Source organism: Pseudomonas wuhanensis (assembly GCF_030687395.1).
GTDB lineage: Bacteria > Pseudomonadota > Gammaproteobacteria > Pseudomonadales > Pseudomonadaceae > Aquipseudomonas > Aquipseudomonas wuhanensis.
In genome coordinates, this window is record NZ_CP117430.1 from 5,358,999 (window position 1) to 5,379,219 (window position 20,221).

The window sequence follows — 20,221 nt, forward strand, 5'->3', positions numbered from 1 at the left end:
GCGAGCCTATGTGGGAGCTGGCTTGCCTGCGATAGCATCACCTCGGTGCATCTGACGCACCGAGGCGCCTGAATCGCGGGCAAGCCCGGCTCCCACACAAAGCCCGCCTCCACATTAAAAGAGGCCCCCATGAACAACGCTCTGAACCAGTTGCAGCCCTACCCGTTCGAAAAGCTCCGCGCCCTGCTCGGCAGCGTCACGCCAAACCCGGACAAACGCGCCATTGCGCTGTCCATCGGCGAGCCGAAACACCGTTCGCCGAGCTTCGTCGCCGAAGCGCTGGCGAGCAATCTGGATCAGATGGCCGTATATCCGACCACGCTCGGCATTCCGGCCCTGCGTGAAGCCATTGCCGCCTGGTGCGAACGTCGCTTCAGCGTCCCGAACGACTGGCTCGACCCGGCGCGCAACGTACTGCCGGTCAACGGCACCCGTGAAGCGCTGTTCGCCTTCACCCAGACCGTGGTCAACCGTGGCGACGATGCCTTGGTAGTCAGCCCGAACCCGTTCTATCAGATCTATGAAGGCGCCGCGTTCCTGGCCGGGGCCAAGCCGCATTACCTGCCATGCCTGGATGAAAACGGCTTCAACCCGGATTTCGACGCCGTTTCGCCAGACATCTGGAAGCGCTGCCAAATCCTGTTCCTGTGCTCGCCGGGCAATCCGACCGGCGCGTTGATTCCGGTCGACACCCTGAAGAAGCTGATCGCCCTGGCCGACGAATACGACTTCGTGATCGCCGCCGACGAATGCTATAGCGAACTGTACTTCGACGAACAAACCCCACCGCCGGGCCTGCTCAGCGCCTGCGTGGAACTGGGCCGCAAGGACTTCAAGCGTTGCGTGGTGTTCCACAGCCTGTCCAAGCGCTCCAACCTGCCGGGCCTGCGTTCGGGCTTTGTGGCCGGTGATGCCGACATCCTCAAGGGCTTCCTGCTCTATCGCACCTACCACGGCTGCGCGATGCCGGTTCAGACCCAACTGGCCAGCGTTGCTGCATGGAATGATGAAGTGCATGTGCGCGCCAACCGCGCGCTGTACCGCGAGAAATACGATGCGGTGCTGGAGATTCTCAGCCCGGTGATGGATGTGCAGCGCCCGGATGGCGGTTTCTATCTGTGGCCGAACGTGCAAGGCGACGACGCGGCATTCTGCCGGGATCTGTTTGCCGAGGAACACGTGACCGTGGTGCCGGGCTCTTACCTGTCCCGTGAAGCGGATGGCGTCAACCCGGGCGCCGGGCGTGTACGGATGGCGCTGGTTGCACCGCTGGCGGAGTGCGTGGAAGCCGCCGAACGAATTCGTAACTTCGTACAGCGCCGCAAATAACCTCGCGCCGGCATAAACTCCAGGCGCTGCGCCCGCAGCGCCTTCAAACACAAATGCCGCTCCGGCAAATCCCCGAACGTTTGTGCTTAGGCCGGCCATTGAAGTGCCACATTCGCCGCTTAGAATGCAGGCCGACTGCTGCACCTAGGCTGCATGGAACAGCCCATGGCCAAGTCAAAAAGACAAACCCGACCACAGCCGACGCGAAACCGTCCGGTCATGGCATAATCCGTCACCTTTTATTTTCAGTACCAGCAAAGGGGGCAATTCCTTGACCGTTTCAAGCAAAACGTTGCACCTTTTCGGCATCAAAGCCTGCGACACCATGAAAAAGGCGCGCACCTGGCTCGATGAACACGCTGTCAGCTATGACTTCCATGATTACAAAACGGTCGGAATCGACCGTGAACACCTGAGCCGATGGTGCGATGAGCACGGCTGGCAAGTGGTGTTGAACCGTGCAGGTACGACCTTTCGCAAGCTCGACGACGAACGCAAAGCCGATCTCGACCAGCCGAAAGCCATCGAACTGATGCTCGCACAACCCTCGATGATCAAGCGCCCGGTGCTCGATCTCGGTGACCGAACCCTGATTGGCTTCAAGCCAGATATCTACGCGGCCGCACTCAAGTAAGGCAGCCCGTTCCATTTTGTTAGAGGTATCAACATGTCCACTACCCTGTTCAGCCTGGCCTTTGGTGTCGGCACTCAAAACCGTCAAGGCGCATGGCTGGAAGTGTTTTACGCGCAGCCACTGCTCAACCCGTCGGCCGAACTGGTCGCTGCCATCGCGCCTGTTCTGGGCTACACCGAAGGCAATCAGGCCATCGCCTTCAGCACCGCTCAGGCGTCCCAACTGGCTGAAGCGCTGAAAGGCGTCGATGCTGCCCAGGCTGCGCTGCTGACCCGTCTGGCCGAGAGTCACAAGCCGCTGGTCGCGACTATTTTGGCCGAAGACGCGCAACTGAGCTCCACGCCTGAGGCTTACCTCAAGTTGCATTTACTGTCCCATCGTCTGGTCAAGCCGCATGGCCTGAACCTGGCCGGGATCTTCCCGTTGCTGCCGAACGTGGCCTGGACCAGCCAGGGCGCGATCGACCTGGCCGAACTGGCCGAGCATCAACTGGAAGCCCGTCTGCGCGGCGAGCTGCTGGAAGTGTTCTCGGTGGACAAGTTCCCGAAGATGACCGACTACGTGGTACCGGCCGGCGTGCGTATCGCTGACGCGGCGCGTATCCGTCTGGGCGCTTACGTGGGCGAAGGTACCACCGTGATGCACGAAGGTTTCGTCAACTTCAACGCCGGCACTGAAGGCCCGGGCATGATCGAAGGTCGTGTGTCGGCGGGCGTGTTCGTCGGCAAGGGTTCGGACCTGGGCGGCGGTTGCTCGACCATGGGCACCCTGTCGGGTGGCGGCAACATCGTGATCAAGGTCGGTGAAGGCTGCCTGATCGGCGCCAACGCCGGTATCGGTATCCCGTTGGGCGACCGCAACACCGTTGAATCGGGCCTGTACGTGACGGCCGGCACCAAGGTGGCGCTGCTGGACGAGCACAACAAACTGGTCAAAGTCGTTAAAGCCCGTGAACTGGCTGGTCAACCTGACCTGCTGTTCCGTCGCAATTCGGAGACCGGTGCCGTGGAGTGCAAAACTCACAAATCGGCCATCGAACTGAACGAAGCGCTGCACGCTCACAACTAAGCAGCCACACGATTACCTGTGGGAGTGGGCTTGCTCACGAAGCTTTTCGGCGATCTCAAGAACGCCTTCGCGAGCAAGCCCGCTCCCACAGGGTCAGGCGTATGACACATGATGATTCCCTCTCCCTGGCGCGCCGACTTCCCAGCCATCGCCGCATTGCAACGGCAAGACCAGACTTATCTGGACAACGCCGCCACCACACAAAAACCTCAAGCCCTGCTGGATGCCCTGGCGCATTACTACGCCAACGGCGCGGCCAACGTGCATCGGGCGCAACACTTGCCCGGCGCCCATGCCACCCAAGCGTTCGAGGACAGCCGCAGAAAAGTTGCGCATTGGCTCAATGCCGGCGATTGCGGACAGATCATCTTTACCCACGGCGCGACGTCCGCGCTGAACCTCCTGGCCTATGGCCTGGAACACGTATTCAATCCGGGCGATGAAATTGTCATCAGCGCTCTGGAACATCACGCCAACCTGTTGCCGTGGCAGCAACTGGCCCACCGTCGCGACTTGAAACTGGTCATTCTGCCGCTCAATGCCGACGGTTTGATTGACCTTGAGGCCGCCGCTCGCCTGATCGGCCCGCGTACCCGCCTAATGGCGGTCAGCCAGCTGTCCAACGTGCTCGGCGCCTGGCAGCCGTTGCCCGCGTTACTGGCGATGGCCAAGGCGCACAACGCGCTGACCGTGGTCGACGGCGCTCAAGGCGTGGTGCATGGCCGGCATGACGTGCAGGCGCTGGGCTGCGACTTCTATGTGTTTTCCAGCCACAAGCTCTACGGCCCGGATGGCCTGGGTGCGCTGTTCGGTCGTCATGAAGCGCTCGAGCAACTGCGCCCGTGGCAGTTCGGTGGCGAAATGGTGCTGGATGCCAACTACCACGACGCACGCTTTCGTCCTGCGCCACTGGGGTTCGAGGCGGGTACGCCGCCGATTTCCAGCGTGATTGGCCTGGGAGCAACCCTGGACTATCTGGCCGCGCTGGATCAGGACGCCGTGTCCGCCCACGAAGCGGCGCTGCACGACTATTTGCTCAAAGGCCTTGAATCGCGCAACGGCATTCGTCTGCTGGGTAAGCCACAATTGGCACTGGCCAGTTTTGTCGTCGAGGGTGTGCATAACTCTGATCTGGCGCATTTACTGACCGAACAGGGAATCGCCGTACGCGCCGGTCATCATTGCGCCATGCCGTTGCTCAAAAGCTTTGAACTGGCCGGGGCGATTCGGGTGTCGTTGGCGTTGTACAACGATTCGGAAGACCTAGAGCGCTTTTTTGAAGCGCTGGATCAGGCCCTGGAGTTGCTGCGATGACCTTGCCCGCCGATGCCGTCATGGCGCTGGACACTTTTCAGAAGACTGCGAGCTGGGAGCAGCGGGCGCGGTTGCTGATGCAATGGGGCGACCGCCTGCCTGCGTTGAGCGATGTGGATAAAGTCGAAGCCAACCGCGTGCATGGCTGTGAAAGCCAGGTCTGGCTGGTCGGTGCGCTGCAGGACGGTCATTGGCAGTTCAGCGCCAGCAGCGATGCGCGCTTGATTCGCGGGCTGGTGGCGCTGCTGCTGGCACGGGTCAATGGGTTGTCGGCAGCTGAACTGCAGCAGGTGGATTTGCCGGATTGGTTTAATCAGCTAGGCCTGTCGCGGCAGTTGTCGTCGTCACGCAGTAATGGCCTCAATGCCGTGCTCCAGCGGATGAATGAGTTGGCTCAGTAAAAGGGCTGCTTCGCAGCCTATCGCGGGCAAGCCCGCTCCCACAGGGATTTGCGGTGAACCCAAATTTAACATCCAACCCGGATTAATGTGGGAGCGGGCTTGCCCGCGATGGGGCCATAAGCAACAACAATCAATCCTGAGGCTTGACCCGATCCGCCGGGCGCCGCACTCCAGCCACAATCTTATCCACAGCCTTGGTCGCCGCGACCATGCCGAATGTCGCCGTCACCATCATCACCGCGCCAAAGCCCCCGGCGCAGTCAAGCTTCACGCCATCACCGACAAAACTCTTCTGCAAGCAAATGCTGCCATCCGGTTTCGGGTAGCGCAGTTGCTCGGTGGAAAACACGCACGGGACGCTGTAGTGGCGGGTCACGGTGCGGGAGAAGCCGTAGTCGCGGCGCAACGTGGAGCGCACTTTCGACGCCAACGGATCATTGAACGTGCGGTTCAGGTCGCAGACCTGGATCAGTGTCGGGTCGATCTGCCCGCCCGCGCCGCCGGTGGTGATGATCTGGATCTTGCGACGCTTGCACCAGGCGATCAGCGCCGCTTTGGCGTTGACGCTGTCGATGCAGTCGATCACGCAGTCGATGTTCGGCGTGATGTACTCGGCCATGGTTTCACGGGTGACGAAGTCCGCCACCGCATGCACCGTGCAGTCCGGATTGATCCCGCGCAGGCGCTCGGCCATCACCTCGACCTTGGGCGTGCCGACGGTGCTGTCCAGCGCATGCAGTTGACGGTTGACGTTGCTGACGCAGACGTCGTCCAGGTCGAACAGCGAAATCTCGCCCACGCCACACCGGGCGACAGCTTCCGCCGCCCAGGAGCCAACGCCACCGACGCCGACGATCGCCACATGGGCCGCGCGCAAACGCTCCAGGCCTTCGATGCCATACAAGCGGGCGATGCCAGCAAACCGCGGATCTTCTGTACTCATGACCATTACCCCAAAAACCGGCGCGCATTATAGGGCCGTCGGCGGTCAAGAGCACCTTTGGGCTATGGACGGCAGTCTTGACGGCTTCAATTGACTACAAATTTATTGGAATTGGGCTATACCGCCCCGGTCAAAGAACTTAAGTCGACTTGGATTGCCCAACGTCCGGCATTTCCCTGTCCGCTGTACGGTCAGTGAACGCCCAGTGTAGGATGCGCGCCCCCGCCCCTTGGCAGCCGGCCGCCGACCGTTCCTTCGTTCAGCAGCTCCTGGAACCTGAAATAGCTATGTCATCGCGTAAATTTGGACTCAACCTGGTCGTGGTTCTTGCAATCGCCGCCTTGTTCACCGGTTTCTGGGCGTTGGTCAATCGCCCGGTCACCGCCCCCAACTGGCCTGAACAGATCTCCGGCTTTTCGTACTCGCCGTTTCAGCAAGGCCAGTACCCGCAAAAAGCCCAGTGGCCGACCGACGATGAAATGCGTCGCGACCTGGAGATCATGAGCAAGCTGACGGACAACATCCGGACCTACTCGGTCGACGGCACCCTGGAGAACATTCCCAAACTGGCGGAAGAATTCGGCCTGCGGGTGACCCTGGGGATCTGGATCAGCCCGGACGAAGAGCGCAACGAGCGCGAGATCACCCGCGCCATCGAAATCGCCAACACCTCGCGCAGCGTGGTTCGTGTGATTGTCGGTAACGAGGCGATCTTCCGTAAGGAAATCACTGCAGCAGAGCTGAGCCTGATCCTGGATCGCGTCCGCGCGGCCGTAAAGGTTCCGGTCACCACTTCTGAACAGTGGCACGTCTGGGAAGAAAACCCGAGCCTGGCCAAGCACGTCGACCTGATCGCCGCTCACATTCTGCCCTACTGGGAGTTCGTTCCGGTGGACAAGGCCGGTCAGTTCGTCCTCGACCGCGCCCGTGACCTGAAAAAGATGTTCCCGAAAAAACCGCTGCTGCTCTCCGAGGTCGGCTGGCCGAGCAACGGCCGCATGCGCGGTGGCGCCGATGCGTCGCCGGCGGACCAGGCGATCTACCTGCGCACGTTGGTCAACAAGCTCAACCGCCAAGGCTTCAACTACTTCGTGATCGAAGCGTTTGACCAACCGTGGAAAGCCAGTGACGAAGGTTCGGTGGGCGCGTACTGGGGCGTGTTCAACGCCGCGCGTCAGCAGAAGTTCAACTTCGAAGGCCCGGTCGTCGCGATCCCGCAATGGCGCGTATTGGCTATCGGCTCCGTAGTGCTGGCACTGCTGTCCCTGACCCTGCTGATGATCGACGGCTCCGCCCTGCGTCAACGCGGCCGCACCTTCCTGACCTTTATCGCATTCCTGTGCGGTTCGGTATTGGTGTGGATCGGTTACGACTACAGCCAGCAATACAGCACCTGGTTCAGCCTGACGGTGGGCTTCCTGCTCGCCCTCGGTGCACTCGGGGTGTTTATCGTTCTGCTGACCGAGGCCCATGAACTGGCCGAGGCGGTATGGACCCACAAACGCCGGCGTGAATTCCTGCCGGTAGAGGGTGATTCGGACTACCGACCGAAAGTGTCGATTCACGTACCGTGCTACAACGAGCCGCCGGAGATGGTCAAACAGACCCTCAACGCCCTGGCCAACCTCGACTATCCGGACTTCGAAGTCCTGATCATCGACAACAACACCAAGGACCCGGCGGTCTGGGAGCCGGTACGCGATTATTGCGAAACCCTCGGCCCGCGCTTCAAGTTCTTCCACGTGGCACCGTTGGCCGGTTTCAAAGGTGGCGCGCTGAATTACCTGATTCCGCACACCGCCAAGGATGCCGAAGTGATTGCGGTGATCGACTCGGACTACTGTGTCGACCCGAACTGGCTCAAGCACATGGTGCCGCACTTCGCGGACCCGAAAATCGCTGTGGTGCAGTCGCCACAGGATTACCGCGACCAGAACGAAAGCACCTTCAAGAAACTCTGCTACGCGGAATACAAAGGCTTCTTCCACATCGGCATGGTCACCCGCAACGACCGTGACGCGATCATCCAGCACGGCACCATGACCATGACCCGGCGCTCGGTGCTCGAGGAACTGGGCTGGGCCGACTGGTGCATCTGTGAAGACGCCGAACTGGGTCTGCGCGTGTTCGAAAAAGGTCTGTCGGCGGCGTATTACCACACCAGCTACGGCAAAGGCCTGATGCCCGATACCTTTATCGACTTCAAGAAACAGCGTTTCCGCTGGGCCTACGGGGCGATTCAGATCATCAAGCGTCATACCGCCAGCCTGCTGCGCGGCAAGGACACCGAACTGACCCGTGGCCAGCGTTACCACTTCCTCGCGGGCTGGTTACCGTGGGTGGCAGACGGCATGAACATCTTCTTCACCGTCGGCGCATTGTTGTGGTCGGCGGCGATGATCATCGTGCCGCAACGGGTCGATCCACCGCTGCTGATTTTCGCGATCCCGCCGTTGGCGCTGTTCGTGTTCAAGGTCGGCAAGATCATCTTCCTCTACCGTCGCGCGGTCGGGGTCAACCTCAAGGATGCGTTCTGCGCGGCATTGGCAGGGCTGGCGTTGTCGCACACCATTGCCAAAGCGGTGTTGTACGGTTTCTTCACCAGCAGCATTCCGTTCTTCCGCACCCCGAAAAACGCCGATAACCACGGCTTCTGGGTGGCGATTTCGGAGGCCCGCGAAGAGGTGTTCATCATGCTGCTGTTGTGGGGCGCGGCGCTGGGGATCTTCCTGGTGAACGGTTTGCCGAGCAACGACATGCGCTTCTGGGTGACCATGTTGCTGGTGCAGTCGCTACCGTACCTGGCGGCGCTGATCATGGCGTTCCTGTCTTCGCTGCCCAAACCGGTAGCCGAAGCCACGACCGCACCGGCTGTCTAAATCAGTACAGATGCACTAAACGGCGGCCAATGGCCGCCGTTTTGCTTTAAGATAACCGCCATTTTGCAGGCCTTGGCGTGATATACGGTCTTGTCAACTGAACTCAATCCCTGTGGGAGCGGGCTTGCCCGCGATGAGGCCGGAACATTCAAGATCCATATTGACTGTGCCGACGCCTTCGCGGGCAAGCCCGCTCCCACATTTGGCCCGCGCCCATATTTCATGTTTTCGGAGCTTTCCATGACGGCCCACGCCGACCTTTCGCCGACCCTTCAACTCGCCATCGACCTGATCCGCCGTCCGTCCGTGACGCCGGTCGACGCCGATTGCCAGAAGCAGATGATGCAGCGCCTGGGCGATGCCGGTTTCAAACTGGAACCGATGCGCATCGAAGATGTGGATAACTTCTGGGCGACTCACGGTAAACACGAAGGCCCGGTGCTGTGCTTCGCCGGCCATACCGACGTAGTCCCGACCGGTCCGGTAACCGCCTGGCAGATCGATCCGTTCAACGCGGTGATCGACGAGCACGGCATGCTCTGCGGTCGTGGCGCGGCAGACATGAAAGGCAGCCTCGCGGCCATGACCGTAGCCGCTGAGCGCTTCGTCGCCGACTACCCGGACCACAAGGGCAAGGTCGCTTTCCTGATCACCAGCGACGAGGAAGGCCCGGCGCATCACGGCACCAAAGCCGTAGTCGAACGCCTCGCCGCCCGTAAAGAACGTCTGGACTGGTGCATCGTCGGTGAACCGTCGAGCACTACACTGGTGGGTGACGTGGTCAAGAACGGCCGTCGCGGCTCCCTCGGCGCCAAATTGACCGTGCGCGGTGTGCAGGGTCACGTGGCGTATCCGCACCTGGCGAAGAACCCGATCCACCTCGCTGCCCCGGCGCTGGCCGAGCTCGCCGCCGAGCACTGGGACCACGGCAACGATTTCTTCCCGCCAACCAGTTTCCAGATTTCCAACGTCAATTCCGGCACCGGCGCGACCAACGTGATTCCGGGTGATCTGGTGGCGGTGTTCAACTTCCGCTTCTCCACCGAATCCACCGTCGAAGGCCTGCAAAAACGCGTCGCCGATATTCTCGATAAGCATGCTCTGGACTGGCACATCGACTGGGCGCTGTCCGGCCTGCCATTCCTCACCGAACCGGGCGCCCTGCTCGACGCGGTATCGGCGAGCATCAAGGACATCACCGGTCGCGAGACCAAGGCGTCCACCAGCGGCGGTACTTCCGACGGGCGCTTCATCGCGACCATGGGCACTCAGGTTGTCGAGCTGGGCCCGGTCAACGCGACGATCCACCAGGTCAACGAGCGTGTACTGGCGGCCGACCTCGATGTGCTGACCGAGATCTACTACCAGACCCTGATCAAGTTGCTCGCCTGATGCTTGCGTGTCCGATCTGCAGCGAACCGCTGAACGCGGTGGACAACGGCGTGGCTTGCCCCGCCGGGCATCGTTTCGACCGTGCGCGGCAGGGTTACCTGAACCTGTTGCCGGTGCAGCATAAAAACAGCCGCGACCCTGGGGATAACCTGGCGATGGTCGAAGCCCGTCGCGACTTTTTGAACGCTGGCCATTACGCGCCGGTGGCCAAGCGCCTGGCGGAACTGGCGGCGCACTACGCGCCCCAGCGCTGGCTGGACATCGGTTGTGGCGAGGGTTACTACACCGCGCAAATCGCCGAAGCCTTGCCCAACGCCGATGGCTATGCGCTGGACATTTCCCGGGAAGCGGTCAAACGCGCCTGCAAACGCAACCCTGCGCTGACCTGGTTGATCGCCAGCATGGCCCGGGTGCCGTTGGCCTCAGGCAGCTGCCAGTTTCTCGCCAGTGTTTTCAGCCCGCTGGACTGGGAAGAAGCCCAACGCCTGCTCAGCCCCGGCGGCGGCTTGATGAAAGTCGGGCCGACCAGCGGCCATCTGATGGAATTGCGCGAGCGGCTGTACGACGAAGTGCGCGAGTACACCGATGACAAGCACTTGGCATTGGTGCCAGAAGGCATGGCGCTGCAACACAGCGAAACCCTGGAGTTCAAACTGACGTTGGTCAGTGGTCAGGATCGCGCGAACCTGTTGGCCATGACACCCCATGGCTGGCGTGCCAGTGCCGAACGCCGGGCGGCGGTCATCGAACAAGTCGAACCGTTCGAGGTCACTGTGTCGATGCGCTACGATTATTTCGTACTTCAATAACTCTTAATTTTTGGTCTTGAGCAACGGCTCGAGGCCGGCTAAATCCGCGAATGGATTTTTCAGACCCGCAGTGAGGACATCCATGCGCCAACCCGATATCGAGATTTACCTCAAAGACGCCGACGTCGACTACAAGGCCATCGCGGCCTGGCTCGGCGCGGCTTTAGGCCCGTGCACCGATTGGGTCCAGAAAGGCCAGACCTACAAGTGCAAGGCCGGCAACGTGCCAGTTACCTGGCTGCCAAAAGCTGTCGGCAAATGGAACAGCCTTTACCTGGAAAGCGACCAGACCCCATGGGAAGACGACATCGCCTGCGCCCGCGCAGCCTTTGCCGCGCTGAACGTCGAAGTGCGTTGCGCGCCGGGCAGCTGGGTCGAGGAAGAAGGTGAAGAGACGGCCGATCGCTGGATGCGGATCAGCGTTGATGGTGAAGAAGAGATCACCTGGAAAACCGCGTAAAAGCCGTACAACGGACCTGTGGGAGCGGGCTTGCCCGCGATTGCGGTTTGTCAGTCACATCATTGTTGGATGTGCCGCCGTCATCGCGGGCAAGCCACGCTCCCACAGGGTATTGTGTGATTTTGAAGGGTTGTGTTTACAGACCCACCACATCCTCAGCCTGCAAGCCCTTCTCCCCGGTCACCACCGCATACTCAACCTGCTGACCTTCAGTCAGCGAGCGATGCCCTTCGCCGCGGATCGCGCGGTAGTGCACGAACACGTCCACCCCGTCCTCGCGCTGAATGAAGCCATAGCCCTTGGCGTCGTTGAACCACTTCACATTGCCGGTTTCGCGCGTAGCCATATCTAGTTACCCCCTTGTTTTTATTTTGAACGGCCGAGTATATGACAGCCGCGCAAACTCTCAACTCAAGTTTACTTAGCCGCTTTTTTGCCGATTTTCGGCGAATACGGCACACTATCGGCCGCCCGAGCATTTGCTCGGTTTTATCCACTCACGCAGAAGCCGTATGACCCGCTCCCCGTTCCGCCGTCTTGTGTTTGGCACCCTGCGCCGACTGCTGTACCTCTGGGTTCGCTCGGAGACGATCAACCAGTCGTCGTTCACCCTTAACCTCGACCGCAGCCGGCCGGTGTTCTACGTCCTGCAAAATCCTTCACTGACCGACCTCGCCGTGGTCGATACCGAATGCAGCAAGGCCGGCCTGCCGCGCCCGGTGTTGCCGGTGTCGGTGGGTGCGTTGGTGGAGCCCGCCGCGTTCTTTTACCTGACGCCGGAGCCCGACTGGCTCGGCCGTCAGGACAAACGTGGCGCACCACCGACCCTGACCCGTCTGGTCAGCGCCCTGAGCCAGAACGCCGCCGAAGACGCGCAGATCATTCCGGTCAGCGTGTTCTGGGGCCAGTCGCCGGACAGCGAATCGAGCCCGTGGAAACTGCTGTTCGCCGACAGCTGGGCCGTTACCGGGCGTTTGCGGCGGCTGCTGAGCATCATTGTGCTCGGGCGCAAGACCCGGGTGCAGTTCTCGGCGCCGATTCATCTGCGAGAGCTGATCGATCACAACAAAGGCCACGAGCGCACTGTGCGCATGGCCCAGCGGATTCTGCGGGTGCACTTTCGCAACCTGAAAGCCGCGGTGATCGGCCCGGACATTTCCCACCGCCGCAACCTGGTCAAAGGCCTGCTCAATCAGCCCTCGGTCAAACAGGCGATCCTCGACGAAGCCGAGCGCGAGAATATTTCTCCGGAAAAAGCCAAGGCCCAGGCCCTGCGTTACGGCAATGAGATCGCCTCGGACTACACCTACACCGCGATCCGCTTTCTGGAAGTGGTGCTGAGCTGGTTCTGGAACAAAATCTACGACGGGATCAAGGTCAACCACATCGAAGGTGTGCAGAAAGTCGCCCAGGGTCACGAAGTGATCTACGTGCCGTGCCACCGCAGCCACATCGACTACTTGTTGCTCTCGTATCTGCTGTTCCGCAACGGCCTGACTCCGCCGCACATTGCCGCCGGGATCAACCTCAACATGCCGGTGATCGGTAGCCTGCTACGGCGTGGCGGCGCGTTCTTCATGCGCCGCACCTTCAAGGGCAACCCCCTTTACACCTCGGTGTTCAACGAGTACCTGCACACCCTGTTCACCAAAGGCTTCCCGGTCGAGTACTTCGTCGAGGGCGGCCGTTCGCGCACCGGGCGCATGCTGCAACCGAAAACCGGGATGCTCGCGATCACCCTGCGCAGCTTCCTGCGTTCGTCGCGCATGCCGATCGTGTTCGTGCCGGTGTACATCGGTTACGAGCGCGTGCTGGAAGGCCGCACTTACCTCGGCGAATTGCGTGGTGCGAGCAAGAAGAAAGAATCGATCTTCGACATTTTCAAAGTCATCGGCGCGCTCAAACAGCGTTTCGGTCAGGTCGCGGTCAACTTCGGTGAACCGATCAAACTGGCGGAATTCCTCGACAGCGAACAGCCAGACTGGCGCCAACAGGCACACGGCCCGCAATTCAAACCGGCCTGGCTCAACGAAACCACCAACCGCCTCGGCGAGAAAGTCGCGCAGCATCTAAACGAAGCGGCGGCGATCAACCCAGTGAATCTGGTAGCCCTGGCGTTGCTGTCCACCAGCCGCCTGGCGCTGGACGACCGCGCCATGGCGCGGGTGCTGGATTTATATCTGGCGCTGCTGCGCAAGGTTCCCTACTCGCCACACACCACCCTGCCGGACGGTGACGGTCGCGCGTTGATCGAGCACGTGAAGGACATGGACCTGCTGTCCGAGCAAAGCGATGCGCTGGGCAAGATTCTGTACCTGGACGAACAAAACGCCGTCCTGATGACCTACTACCGCAATAACGTGCTGCACATCTTCGCGTTGCCGTCGTTACTGGCGAGTTTCTTCCAGAGCACCTCGCGCATGAGCCGCGAGCAGATCCTGCGCTACACCCGCGCACTGTATCCGTACCTGCAATCGGAGCTGTTCATTCGCTGGTCGCTGGACGAACTTGACGGCGTAATCGATCAATGGCTCGAAGCCTTCGTCGAGCAAGGCCTGCTGCGTTTCGAGAAAGACGTGTACCTGCGTCCGGCACCGAGCTCGCGGCATTTCGTGTTGCTGACGCTGCTGTCAAAAAGCATCGCCCAGACCTTGCAGCGCTTCTACATGACCGTTTCCCTGCTGCTCAACAGCGGCCAGAACAGCATCAGCGCCGAAGAGCTCGAAGACCTGTGCACCGTCATGGCCCAGCGCCTGTCGATCCTCCACGGCCTGAACGCCCCTGAGTTCTTCGACAAGAGCCTGTTCCGTCACTTCATCCAGACGATGCTGGACCTCGACGTGCTGCGCCGCGATGAAGCCGGCAAGCTGAGCTATCACGAACTGTTAGGCGAACTGGCCGAAGGCGCGGCCAAACGGGTATTGCCGGCGGAGATTCGTTTGTCGATCCGTCAGGTGGCGCTGCATCGCAGTGAAGACGCGGCAGACCAAGTCGCGACTCCAGCGCAGACCGTCTAAATTCCTACAAGCGCCAGGCTTCTTCTGGCGCCTTCGATATGGAGATCTTCGATGAAAAAACTCTCACTCGTCCTGCTGACTACCCTGCTCGGTGCCTGTCAGTCGACCCAACCGACCGCCAACGCCGACCTCGACGGCGAAGTGTTCTACCTGCAACGCATCGCCCTGCCACCGAGCGCAACCTTAAGCGTCAGCTTGCAAGATGTGTCCCTGGCCGACGCACCGGCGGTAGTACTCGCCGAGCAGAAAGGCCCGGTCAAAGGCCAGGTGCCGTTGCCGTTCCATTTGAGCTACGATCCGGCGCAGGTCAAACCCGGCCATCGCTATTCGGTCAGCGCCCGCATCGAAGTCAATGGCGAGCTGATGTTCATCACCACTGAAAATCACGCGGTGAAACTGGACGGCAAAGATCCGCAGCCACTGAAAATCCGCGTCGACGCAGCCCGCTAACTCTCTTTTATGAACAAGGAAGCCGCCATGCTCCGCCCTACCCTTCGCTTCGCCGGCCTGTGCGCAGGCTTGATGATCTGCGCCAACGCCCTGGCAGGGTCTCTCAGTGACCTGTCGCAACAAGACGCCACCGGCGGTCTCAAGGACGCCCTGACCCAAGGCGCGCAACTGGCCGTTAAACAACTCGGCACACCCGGCGGCTTCAGCAACAACCCGGATGTGAAGATCGAACTGCCGGGCAAGCTGGGTAAAGTCGCCAAGAAAATGAAACAGTTCGGCATGGGTGATCAAGTCGATCAACTGGAAACCAGTATGAACAAAGCGGCTGAAACGGCCGTGACGCAAGCCCAGCCGATTCTGGTGGATGCGGTGAAGAAGATGACCGTGGAAGATGCCAAGGGCATCCTCAGCGGCGGCAAGGACTCGGCCACTCAGTACCTGAGCAAAACCAGCCGCGAGCAGATCCGCACCAAGTTCCTGCCGATCGTCAAACAAGCCACCGACCAGGTCGGTTTGGCCCAGCAGTACAACGCCTTCGCCGGACAAGCCGCGACCCTGGGCGCGCTGGATGCGAAAAATGCCAACATCGAAAGCTACGTGACCGAGCAGGCGTTGAACGGTTTGTTCGAGATGATTGGCAAGCAGGAAGAAACCATTCGCCAGAACCCCGCGGCGGCGGCGACCAGTTTGGCGAAGAAGGTGTTTGGTACGCTCTAAACCTGACATGGAACCCTGTGGGAGCGGGCTTGCTCGCGAAAGCGATCAGACAGTCACATCAGTGTTGGATGGACCGCCGCTTGAGCGAGCAAGCCCGCTCCCACAAAGGATCAGGTCGCCGACGCTGCCCGCAGGAAGAACACCCACTCGCGCCCCATCCTCCTTTTCTCGAACACCATCAACTCGACCAACCCGTTCAGGGTGGCCGACGCGGTGTTGTAAGAGCAGTTCAGATTCTCCTTCACATTGACCGCCGTGAACTCCTTGGCCATTCCACTCTTGGCCACTTGGTATACGGCTCGCTGTTTCTCGGTGAGCTGATCGAAAAAACCCGACTCCAGCAGCCAACGATCAAAGCTTTCGGTATAGGCCAGGCTTTTTCGATAAGCCTCGGTAAAAGCGCTGACTGCCCTGGAGATGACTGAACACTGGAAGTCGATGAAATAGGTCAGATCCAGATCATCGGCCTCGGTATTCAGATACGAGCGCCCGTATTTCACCGGCGCATTGCGCAGCAACAAGCTGATCGCGATGTAGCGAAAGGCCGAGAAGTCATTCTTGAACATGAACCAGTAAAACAGAGCCCGCGCGACCCGACCGTTGCCGTCGCGAAAAGGATGCTCATAGCCCAGGGCAAAATGCAGCGCGATACCTTTGATCAATGGATGAAGGTAATCCACTTGACCGGGATCGTCGTGAGACTGGTTGATCCACTTCGACAGCACCTGCAATCGCGACGCGAGCCCCGCTACGGGTGGCGGCGTATGCACGATATTACCTTCGCCATCCTGCACTACCACGTCATCGTTGATCCTGAAGGCACCCGGTGAATATTGCGGGTCATCGATACCTTCGACGCCGACACGATGCATCGCCGCGATCAGCTCGACGCTCAAGGGCTCGTAACGCTTTTCCCAGGCGAAGTTCATCATTTTGTAGTTACCATTGACCATCCGCTCATCCGGTGTGCGCGGCAGGCGTTTGCGTTTGAGCATGTCCTTGGCCACTCGGGTTGTGGTCGCCGCACCTTCGAGCTGGCTGCTGCTGATGGCTTCATCTTCGATCAGATCGTTGAGCAGATAGCTGAAATGCGCGCGCTCGCCGATCTGTCCGGTCATGTATTCCAGCGCTGCCGTCGTCGCTTGTCGATCAACGGCCGAAACAGCTTTCTGGGCCAACGGGGTCAGCACAAATTGGCCCCATTGAATGGGCTCGCCCAATGGCAAAAGGCTGGAATACTGCGCGGTCCGGGCTTTCTTGACCAAGGCCCAGCACAGATTCGGATCCAGCCCCGGCGCCCAGCGGTAGCGCAACTCATCGAATGGAAGGTAACGCCCCTGATCGTCCAGAGGCTTGAGCAGTGCGAGATAGTCCGAGAGGCGTTCCTTGTGGGGCGATTGCCCCAACAGATCGAACACCGGGTCGGATCGGCCCTTCAGCATGGGCGGCTTTTTCATTATCGGTGTCTCAAAAACTCACGAAATTGAGTCTTGAGTACAACAGCGCACCTGGGTTGACTCAATATCAGACGGATCTGAAATATGTGTAGGAGCCGGGACTGCCTTCGCGGGCAAGCCTCGCTCCTTGTAAATGGGTCGGCGTATGTCTGAGGGAAATTGGTCGGCTGTCAGGCCGCCTTCGCGAGCAAGCCCGCTCCCACAGTGGAGCGGCGTACACCCGCCCCTCTCCACCAACCAACAGCATGGTCGGCCCGAAGGCCGCCAAGATCAAAGGATCACACAACCTCTTTCTTGACCCTGAACCAAGCCGCATACAACGCCGGCAAAAACAGCAACGTCAACGCCGTCGCCACAATCAGCCCGCCCATGATCGCCACCGCCATCGGCCCAAAAAACACACTGCGTGACAACGGAATCATCGCCAGCACCGCCGCCAGCGCCGTCAGCACAATCGGTCGGAACCGCCGCACCGTCGCCTCGATAATCGCCTGCCAAGGCTTAAGCCCGGCAGCGATATCCTGCTCGATCTGATCCACCAGAATCACCGAGTTACGCATGATCATCCCGGACAAGGCGATGGTCCCGAGCATCGCCACAAAACCGAACGGCTGGCGGAACACCATCAGAAACAGCGTCACACCGATCAGCCCCAACGGCGCCGTCAGAAACACCATGACGGTGCGTGAGAAACTGCGCAGTTGCAGCATCAGCAACGTCAGCACTACCACGATAAACAGCGGCACACCGGCCTTCACCGAGTTCTGCCCGCGAGCCGAGTCTTCTACCGTACCGCCGACGTCCAGCAGATAGCCGTCTGGCAGTTCGGCACGAATTGGATCGAGGGTCGGCATGATTTGCTGCACCAGCGTCGCCGGTTGCTCCTTGCCGTAGATATCGGCGCGAACCGTCACGTTGGGCAGGCGGTTACGGTGCCAGATGATGCCTTCTTCAAAGCCGTATTCCAGCGTGGCAATCTGCGACAGCGCCACGCTGCGCCCATTGTCGGTCGGCACGGCCAGGCTTGGCAGCAACGCCAATTCGGTGCGCTCATGCACGGTGCCGCGCAGCAGGATCTCGATCAACTCGTTGTCTTCGCGGTACTGGCTGACACTGGCACCGGTCAGCGAGCCTCGCAGGAAAGTCGAGAGGTTCGCCGTGCTCACGCCCAGTGCTCGTGCGCGGTCCTGATCGACGTTCAGGTAAACGACTTTGCTCGGCTCTTCCCAGTCCAGATGCACGTTGGCCACGTGTGGGTTCTCGCGAACCTTGGCCGCGACTTTACGGGCCAATGCGCGGACTTCCTCGATGTGCTCACCGGTGACCCGGAACTGCACCGGATAGCCAACCGGCGGGCCGTTCTCCAGCCGAGTGACCCGCGAGCGCAAGGCAGGGAATTGTTCGTTGAGGGTTTCAATCAGCCAGGTGCGCAGGGTTTCGCGATCCTCGATGGTTTTGGCCAAGACGACAAACTGGGCGAAGCTCGCTGCTGGAAGTTGCTGATCCAGCGGCAGATAGAACCGCGGCGAACCTGTGCCGACGTAAGCCACGTAGTTGTCGATCCCGGCGCGATCCTTGAGCAGGCCTTCGAGGCGTTTGACCTCCTCGGCGGTGTTGCTCAAAGAGGCCCCTTCGGCCAGTTTCAGATCGACCATCAACTCCAGCCGCCCCGAAGCCGGGAAGAACTGCTGCGGCACGAAACGGAACAGCACCACTGACGCGATGAACATCACGATGGTCAGGACGATCACCGTTTTGCGCCGACGCACGCACCACTCCACCAGCCGTCTGACACGCTGATAGAACGGCGTGCCATAAGGGTCGGGTTGGCCGTCGCCGGTGCCGTGTTTGGCGGCGTGAATTTTCGCCAGGTCTGGCAGGAGTTTTTCCCCCAGATAAGGCACAAACACCACGGCGGCAATCCACGACGCCACCAGTGCAATGGTTACCACCTGGAAGATCGAGCGGGTGTATTCACCGGTGCCCGATTGCGCGGTGGCAATCGGCAGGAAACCGGCAGCGGTGATCAACGTACCGGTGAGCATCGGGAACGCGGTGCTGGTCCAGGCATAGCTGGCGGCCTTGACCCGGTCGAAGCCCTGCTCCATTTTGATCGCCATCATTTCCACGGCGATGATCGCGTCGTCCACCAGCAACCCCAGCGCCAGCACCAGTGCGCCGAGGGAAATCTTGTGCAGCCCGATGCCGAGGTAATACATACAGGCGAAGGTCATCGCCAACACCAGCGGAATCGCCAGGGCTACGACCATGCCGGTGCGCACACCGAGGGAGAAGAAGCTCACCAGCAACACAATCGCCAGCGCCTCTACCAGCACCTGAACAAACTCGCCGACACCGGTTTTCACCGCGGCGGGTTGATCGGACACCTTGCGCAACTGCATGCCGGCCGGGAGGTTTTTCTGGATCCGGGCGAATTCGACTTCCAGCGCTTTGCCCAGAATCAGAATGTCGCCGCCATCCTTCATGGCCACGGCCAGGCCGATGGCGTCTTCAGCCATGAAGCGCATGCGCGGCGCCGGTGGATCGTTGAAGCCACGACGAACGTTCGCCACATCACCGATGCGGAACGTGCGATCACCGACGCGGATCGGGAAGTTCTTGATCTCGTCGACTGTCTGAAAATTCCCCGAAACCCGTAGCTGCAAACGCTCACTGGTGGTTTCGAAGAACCCTGCGGTGGACATCGCGTTCTGCTCTTCAAGCGCCTGCTGCACCACCGCCAACGGCAACCCGAGGGTGGCCAGTTTGACGTTGGAGAGTTCGATCCAGATCTTCTCGTCCTGCAACCCGAGCAGGTCGACCTTGCCCACATCCTTGACCCGCTGCAGCTGAATCTGGATGCGATCGGCGTAGTCCTTGAGCACCGCGTAATCAAATCCTTCGCCAGTCAGGGCGTAGATATTGCCGAAGGTGGTACCGAATTCATCGTTGAAGAAGGGCCCCTGGATGCCCGGCGGCAGGGTGTGGCGAATGTCGCTGATCTTCTTGCGGACCTGATACCAGAGGTCCGGAATTTCCACCGAGTGCATGGAGTCCCGGGCCATGAATGTCACTTGGGACTCACCCGGGCGGGAGAACGAAGCGATCCGTTCATACTCGCCGGTTTCCATCAGTTTCTTTTCAATACGCTCGGTAACCTGCCGCGATACTTCCTCAGCCGTGGCGCCCGGCCAGTTGGTACGAATCACCATGGCCTTGAAGGTGAACGGCGGGTCTTCGCTTTGGCCGAGCTTGGTGTAGGACAACGCGCCGACGACGGCCAGCAAGAGCATCAGGAACAGTACGATCTGGCGGTTACGCAGCGCCCATTCGGAAAGATTGAAACCCATC

The 20,221-nt window shown here is 60.4% G+C and carries 16 protein-coding genes; 12 read left to right on the forward strand and 4 right to left on the reverse strand.

All coding sequences use genetic code 11. From position 1 onward, the window contains the following. Positions 1–129 precede the first annotated feature (129 nt). The 5 genes from dapC to PSH88_RS24835 all read left to right on the forward strand — a co-directional run bounded on the left by dapC (position 130) and on the right by PSH88_RS24835 (position 4,746). A complete protein-coding gene (gene dapC, locus PSH88_RS24815; protein WP_305423213.1) occupies positions 130–1,329 on the forward strand; it encodes a succinyldiaminopimelate transaminase in 1,200 nt (399 codons plus the stop codon). A 325-nt stretch (positions 1,330–1,654) separates the two neighbouring features. Beyond that, on the forward strand, positions 1,655–1,963 hold the full coding sequence (locus PSH88_RS24820; protein WP_305483576.1) for an arsenate reductase: 309 nt from the start codon (positions 1,655–1,657) through the stop codon (positions 1,961–1,963). A gap of 33 nt (positions 1,964–1,996) precedes the next feature. After that, positions 1,997–3,031 carry a 2,3,4,5-tetrahydropyridine-2,6-dicarboxylate N-succinyltransferase gene (gene dapD / locus PSH88_RS24825; RefSeq protein ID WP_305423216.1) on the forward strand — a complete coding sequence of 345 codons (1,035 nt, stop codon included), beginning with the start codon at positions 1,997–1,999 and terminating at the stop codon, positions 3,029–3,031. 108 nt (positions 3,032–3,139) lie between these two features. Then, complete coding sequence (locus PSH88_RS24830; RefSeq protein WP_305423217.1) at positions 3,140–4,345, forward strand: aminotransferase class V-fold PLP-dependent enzyme; 1,206 nt, start codon at positions 3,140–3,142, stop codon at positions 4,343–4,345. Then, positions 4,342–4,746, forward strand: a complete 405-nt coding sequence (locus PSH88_RS24835; RefSeq protein ID WP_305423218.1) for a SufE family protein — start codon at positions 4,342–4,344, stop codon at positions 4,744–4,746. Before PSH88_RS24830 ends, PSH88_RS24835 begins: the two co-directional genes overlap by 4 nt. Positions 4,747–4,876: 130 nt before the next feature. On the opposite strand, the gene tcdA is transcribed toward PSH88_RS24835, so the two are convergent. Further along, positions 4,877–5,689 carry a tRNA cyclic N6-threonylcarbamoyladenosine(37) synthase TcdA gene (gene tcdA / locus PSH88_RS24840; RefSeq protein ID WP_370694669.1) on the reverse strand — a complete coding sequence of 271 codons (813 nt, stop codon included), beginning with the start codon at positions 5,687–5,689 and terminating at the stop codon, positions 4,877–4,879. 287 nt (positions 5,690–5,976) lie between these two features. On the opposite strand from tcdA, the gene PSH88_RS24845 reads away from it, so the two are divergent. From PSH88_RS24845 to PSH88_RS24860, 4 genes are all read left to right on the forward strand, one after another. Continuing rightward, the gene (locus tag PSH88_RS24845; protein ID WP_305423222.1) at positions 5,977–8,568 is read left to right on the forward strand and encodes a glycosyltransferase; all 2,592 of its coding nucleotides are present in this window, start codon (positions 5,977–5,979) and stop codon (positions 8,566–8,568) included. 240 nt (positions 8,569–8,808) lie between these two features. Next, complete coding sequence (dapE, locus tag PSH88_RS24850) at positions 8,809–9,960, forward strand: succinyl-diaminopimelate desuccinylase (protein ID WP_305423224.1); 1,152 nt, start codon at positions 8,809–8,811, stop codon at positions 9,958–9,960. Next, positions 9,960–10,769, forward strand: a complete 810-nt coding sequence (locus tag PSH88_RS24855) for a putative RNA methyltransferase (protein ID WP_305423225.1) — start codon at positions 9,960–9,962, stop codon at positions 10,767–10,769. The genes dapE and PSH88_RS24855 overlap by 1 nt, the downstream gene beginning before the upstream one ends. Before the next feature lie 82 nt (positions 10,770–10,851). Beyond that, positions 10,852–11,229: a hypothetical protein gene (locus PSH88_RS24860; protein ID WP_038979139.1), complete on the forward strand. Its 378-nt coding sequence runs from the start codon at positions 10,852–10,854 to the stop codon at positions 11,227–11,229. Between the two features lie 136 nt (positions 11,230–11,365). Here the strand turns inward: PSH88_RS24860 and PSH88_RS24865 are convergent, their stop codons facing one another. Beyond that, a complete protein-coding gene (locus tag PSH88_RS24865; RefSeq protein ID WP_007964248.1) occupies positions 11,366–11,575 on the reverse strand; it encodes a cold-shock protein in 210 nt (69 codons plus the stop codon). Positions 11,576–11,741: 166 nt separating this feature from the next. Between PSH88_RS24865 and plsB the strand changes: the two genes are divergently transcribed. Genes plsB through PSH88_RS24880 form a run of 3 tightly spaced genes read left to right on the forward strand, consistent with a single transcriptional unit; the run spans position 11,742 to position 15,413 of the window. After that, positions 11,742–14,246, forward strand: coding sequence for a glycerol-3-phosphate 1-O-acyltransferase PlsB (gene plsB / locus PSH88_RS24870; protein ID WP_305423227.1), 2,505 nt, complete (start codon positions 11,742–11,744; stop codon positions 14,244–14,246). 51 nt (positions 14,247–14,297) lie between these two features. Continuing rightward, positions 14,298–14,696 carry a YbaY family lipoprotein gene (locus PSH88_RS24875; RefSeq protein ID WP_305423229.1) on the forward strand — a complete coding sequence of 133 codons (399 nt, stop codon included), beginning with the start codon at positions 14,298–14,300 and terminating at the stop codon, positions 14,694–14,696. 27 nt (positions 14,697–14,723) lie between these two features. Further along, positions 14,724–15,413 carry a DUF4197 domain-containing protein gene (locus PSH88_RS24880; RefSeq protein WP_050682631.1) on the forward strand — a complete coding sequence of 230 codons (690 nt, stop codon included), beginning with the start codon at positions 14,724–14,726 and terminating at the stop codon, positions 15,411–15,413. 110 nt (positions 15,414–15,523) lie between these two features. Here PSH88_RS24880 and PSH88_RS24885 read toward each other — a convergent pair whose 3' ends face one another. Both PSH88_RS24885 and PSH88_RS24890 read right to left on the reverse strand, forming a co-directional pair. After that, positions 15,524–16,870: a Fic family protein gene (locus PSH88_RS24885; protein ID WP_305423232.1), complete on the reverse strand. Its 1,347-nt coding sequence runs from the start codon at positions 16,868–16,870 to the stop codon at positions 15,524–15,526. Positions 16,871–17,148: 278 nt separating this feature from the next. Next, positions 17,149–20,220: an efflux RND transporter permease subunit gene (locus PSH88_RS24890; RefSeq protein ID WP_305423233.1), complete on the reverse strand. Its 3,072-nt coding sequence runs from the start codon at positions 20,218–20,220 to the stop codon at positions 17,149–17,151. Position 20,221: the final 1 nt, after the last annotated feature.

Coding starts and splice junctions, on each gene's coding strand:
- dapC (WP_305423213.1), top strand. CDS start 130: ATGAACAACGCTCTGAACCAGTTGCAGCCCTACCCGTTCGAAAAGCTC.
- PSH88_RS24820 (WP_305483576.1), top strand. CDS start 1,655: ATGAAAAAGGCGCGCACCTGGCTCGATGAACACGCTGTCAGCTATGAC.
- dapD (WP_305423216.1), top strand. CDS start 1,997: ATGTCCACTACCCTGTTCAGCCTGGCCTTTGGTGTCGGCACTCAAAAC.
- PSH88_RS24830 (WP_305423217.1), top strand. CDS start 3,140: ATGATGATTCCCTCTCCCTGGCGCGCCGACTTCCCAGCCATCGCCGCA.
- PSH88_RS24835 (WP_305423218.1), top strand. CDS start 4,342: ATGACCTTGCCCGCCGATGCCGTCATGGCGCTGGACACTTTTCAGAAG.
- tcdA (WP_370694669.1), bottom strand. CDS start 5,689: ATGAGTACAGAAGATCCGCGGTTTGCTGGCATCGCCCGCTTGTATGGC.
- PSH88_RS24845 (WP_305423222.1), top strand. CDS start 5,977: ATGTCATCGCGTAAATTTGGACTCAACCTGGTCGTGGTTCTTGCAATC.
- dapE (WP_305423224.1), top strand. CDS start 8,809: ATGACGGCCCACGCCGACCTTTCGCCGACCCTTCAACTCGCCATCGAC.
- PSH88_RS24855 (WP_305423225.1), top strand. CDS start 9,960: ATGCTTGCGTGTCCGATCTGCAGCGAACCGCTGAACGCGGTGGACAAC.
- PSH88_RS24860 (WP_038979139.1), top strand. CDS start 10,852: ATGCGCCAACCCGATATCGAGATTTACCTCAAAGACGCCGACGTCGAC.
- PSH88_RS24865 (WP_007964248.1), bottom strand. CDS start 11,575: ATGGCTACGCGCGAAACCGGCAATGTGAAGTGGTTCAACGACGCCAAG.
- plsB (WP_305423227.1), top strand. CDS start 11,742: ATGACCCGCTCCCCGTTCCGCCGTCTTGTGTTTGGCACCCTGCGCCGA.
- PSH88_RS24875 (WP_305423229.1), top strand. CDS start 14,298: ATGAAAAAACTCTCACTCGTCCTGCTGACTACCCTGCTCGGTGCCTGT.
- PSH88_RS24880 (WP_050682631.1), top strand. CDS start 14,724: ATGCTCCGCCCTACCCTTCGCTTCGCCGGCCTGTGCGCAGGCTTGATG.
- PSH88_RS24885 (WP_305423232.1), bottom strand. CDS start 16,870: ATGAAAAAGCCGCCCATGCTGAAGGGCCGATCCGACCCGGTGTTCGAT.
- PSH88_RS24890 (WP_305423233.1), bottom strand. CDS start 20,220: ATGGGTTTCAATCTTTCCGAATGGGCGCTGCGTAACCGCCAGATCGTA.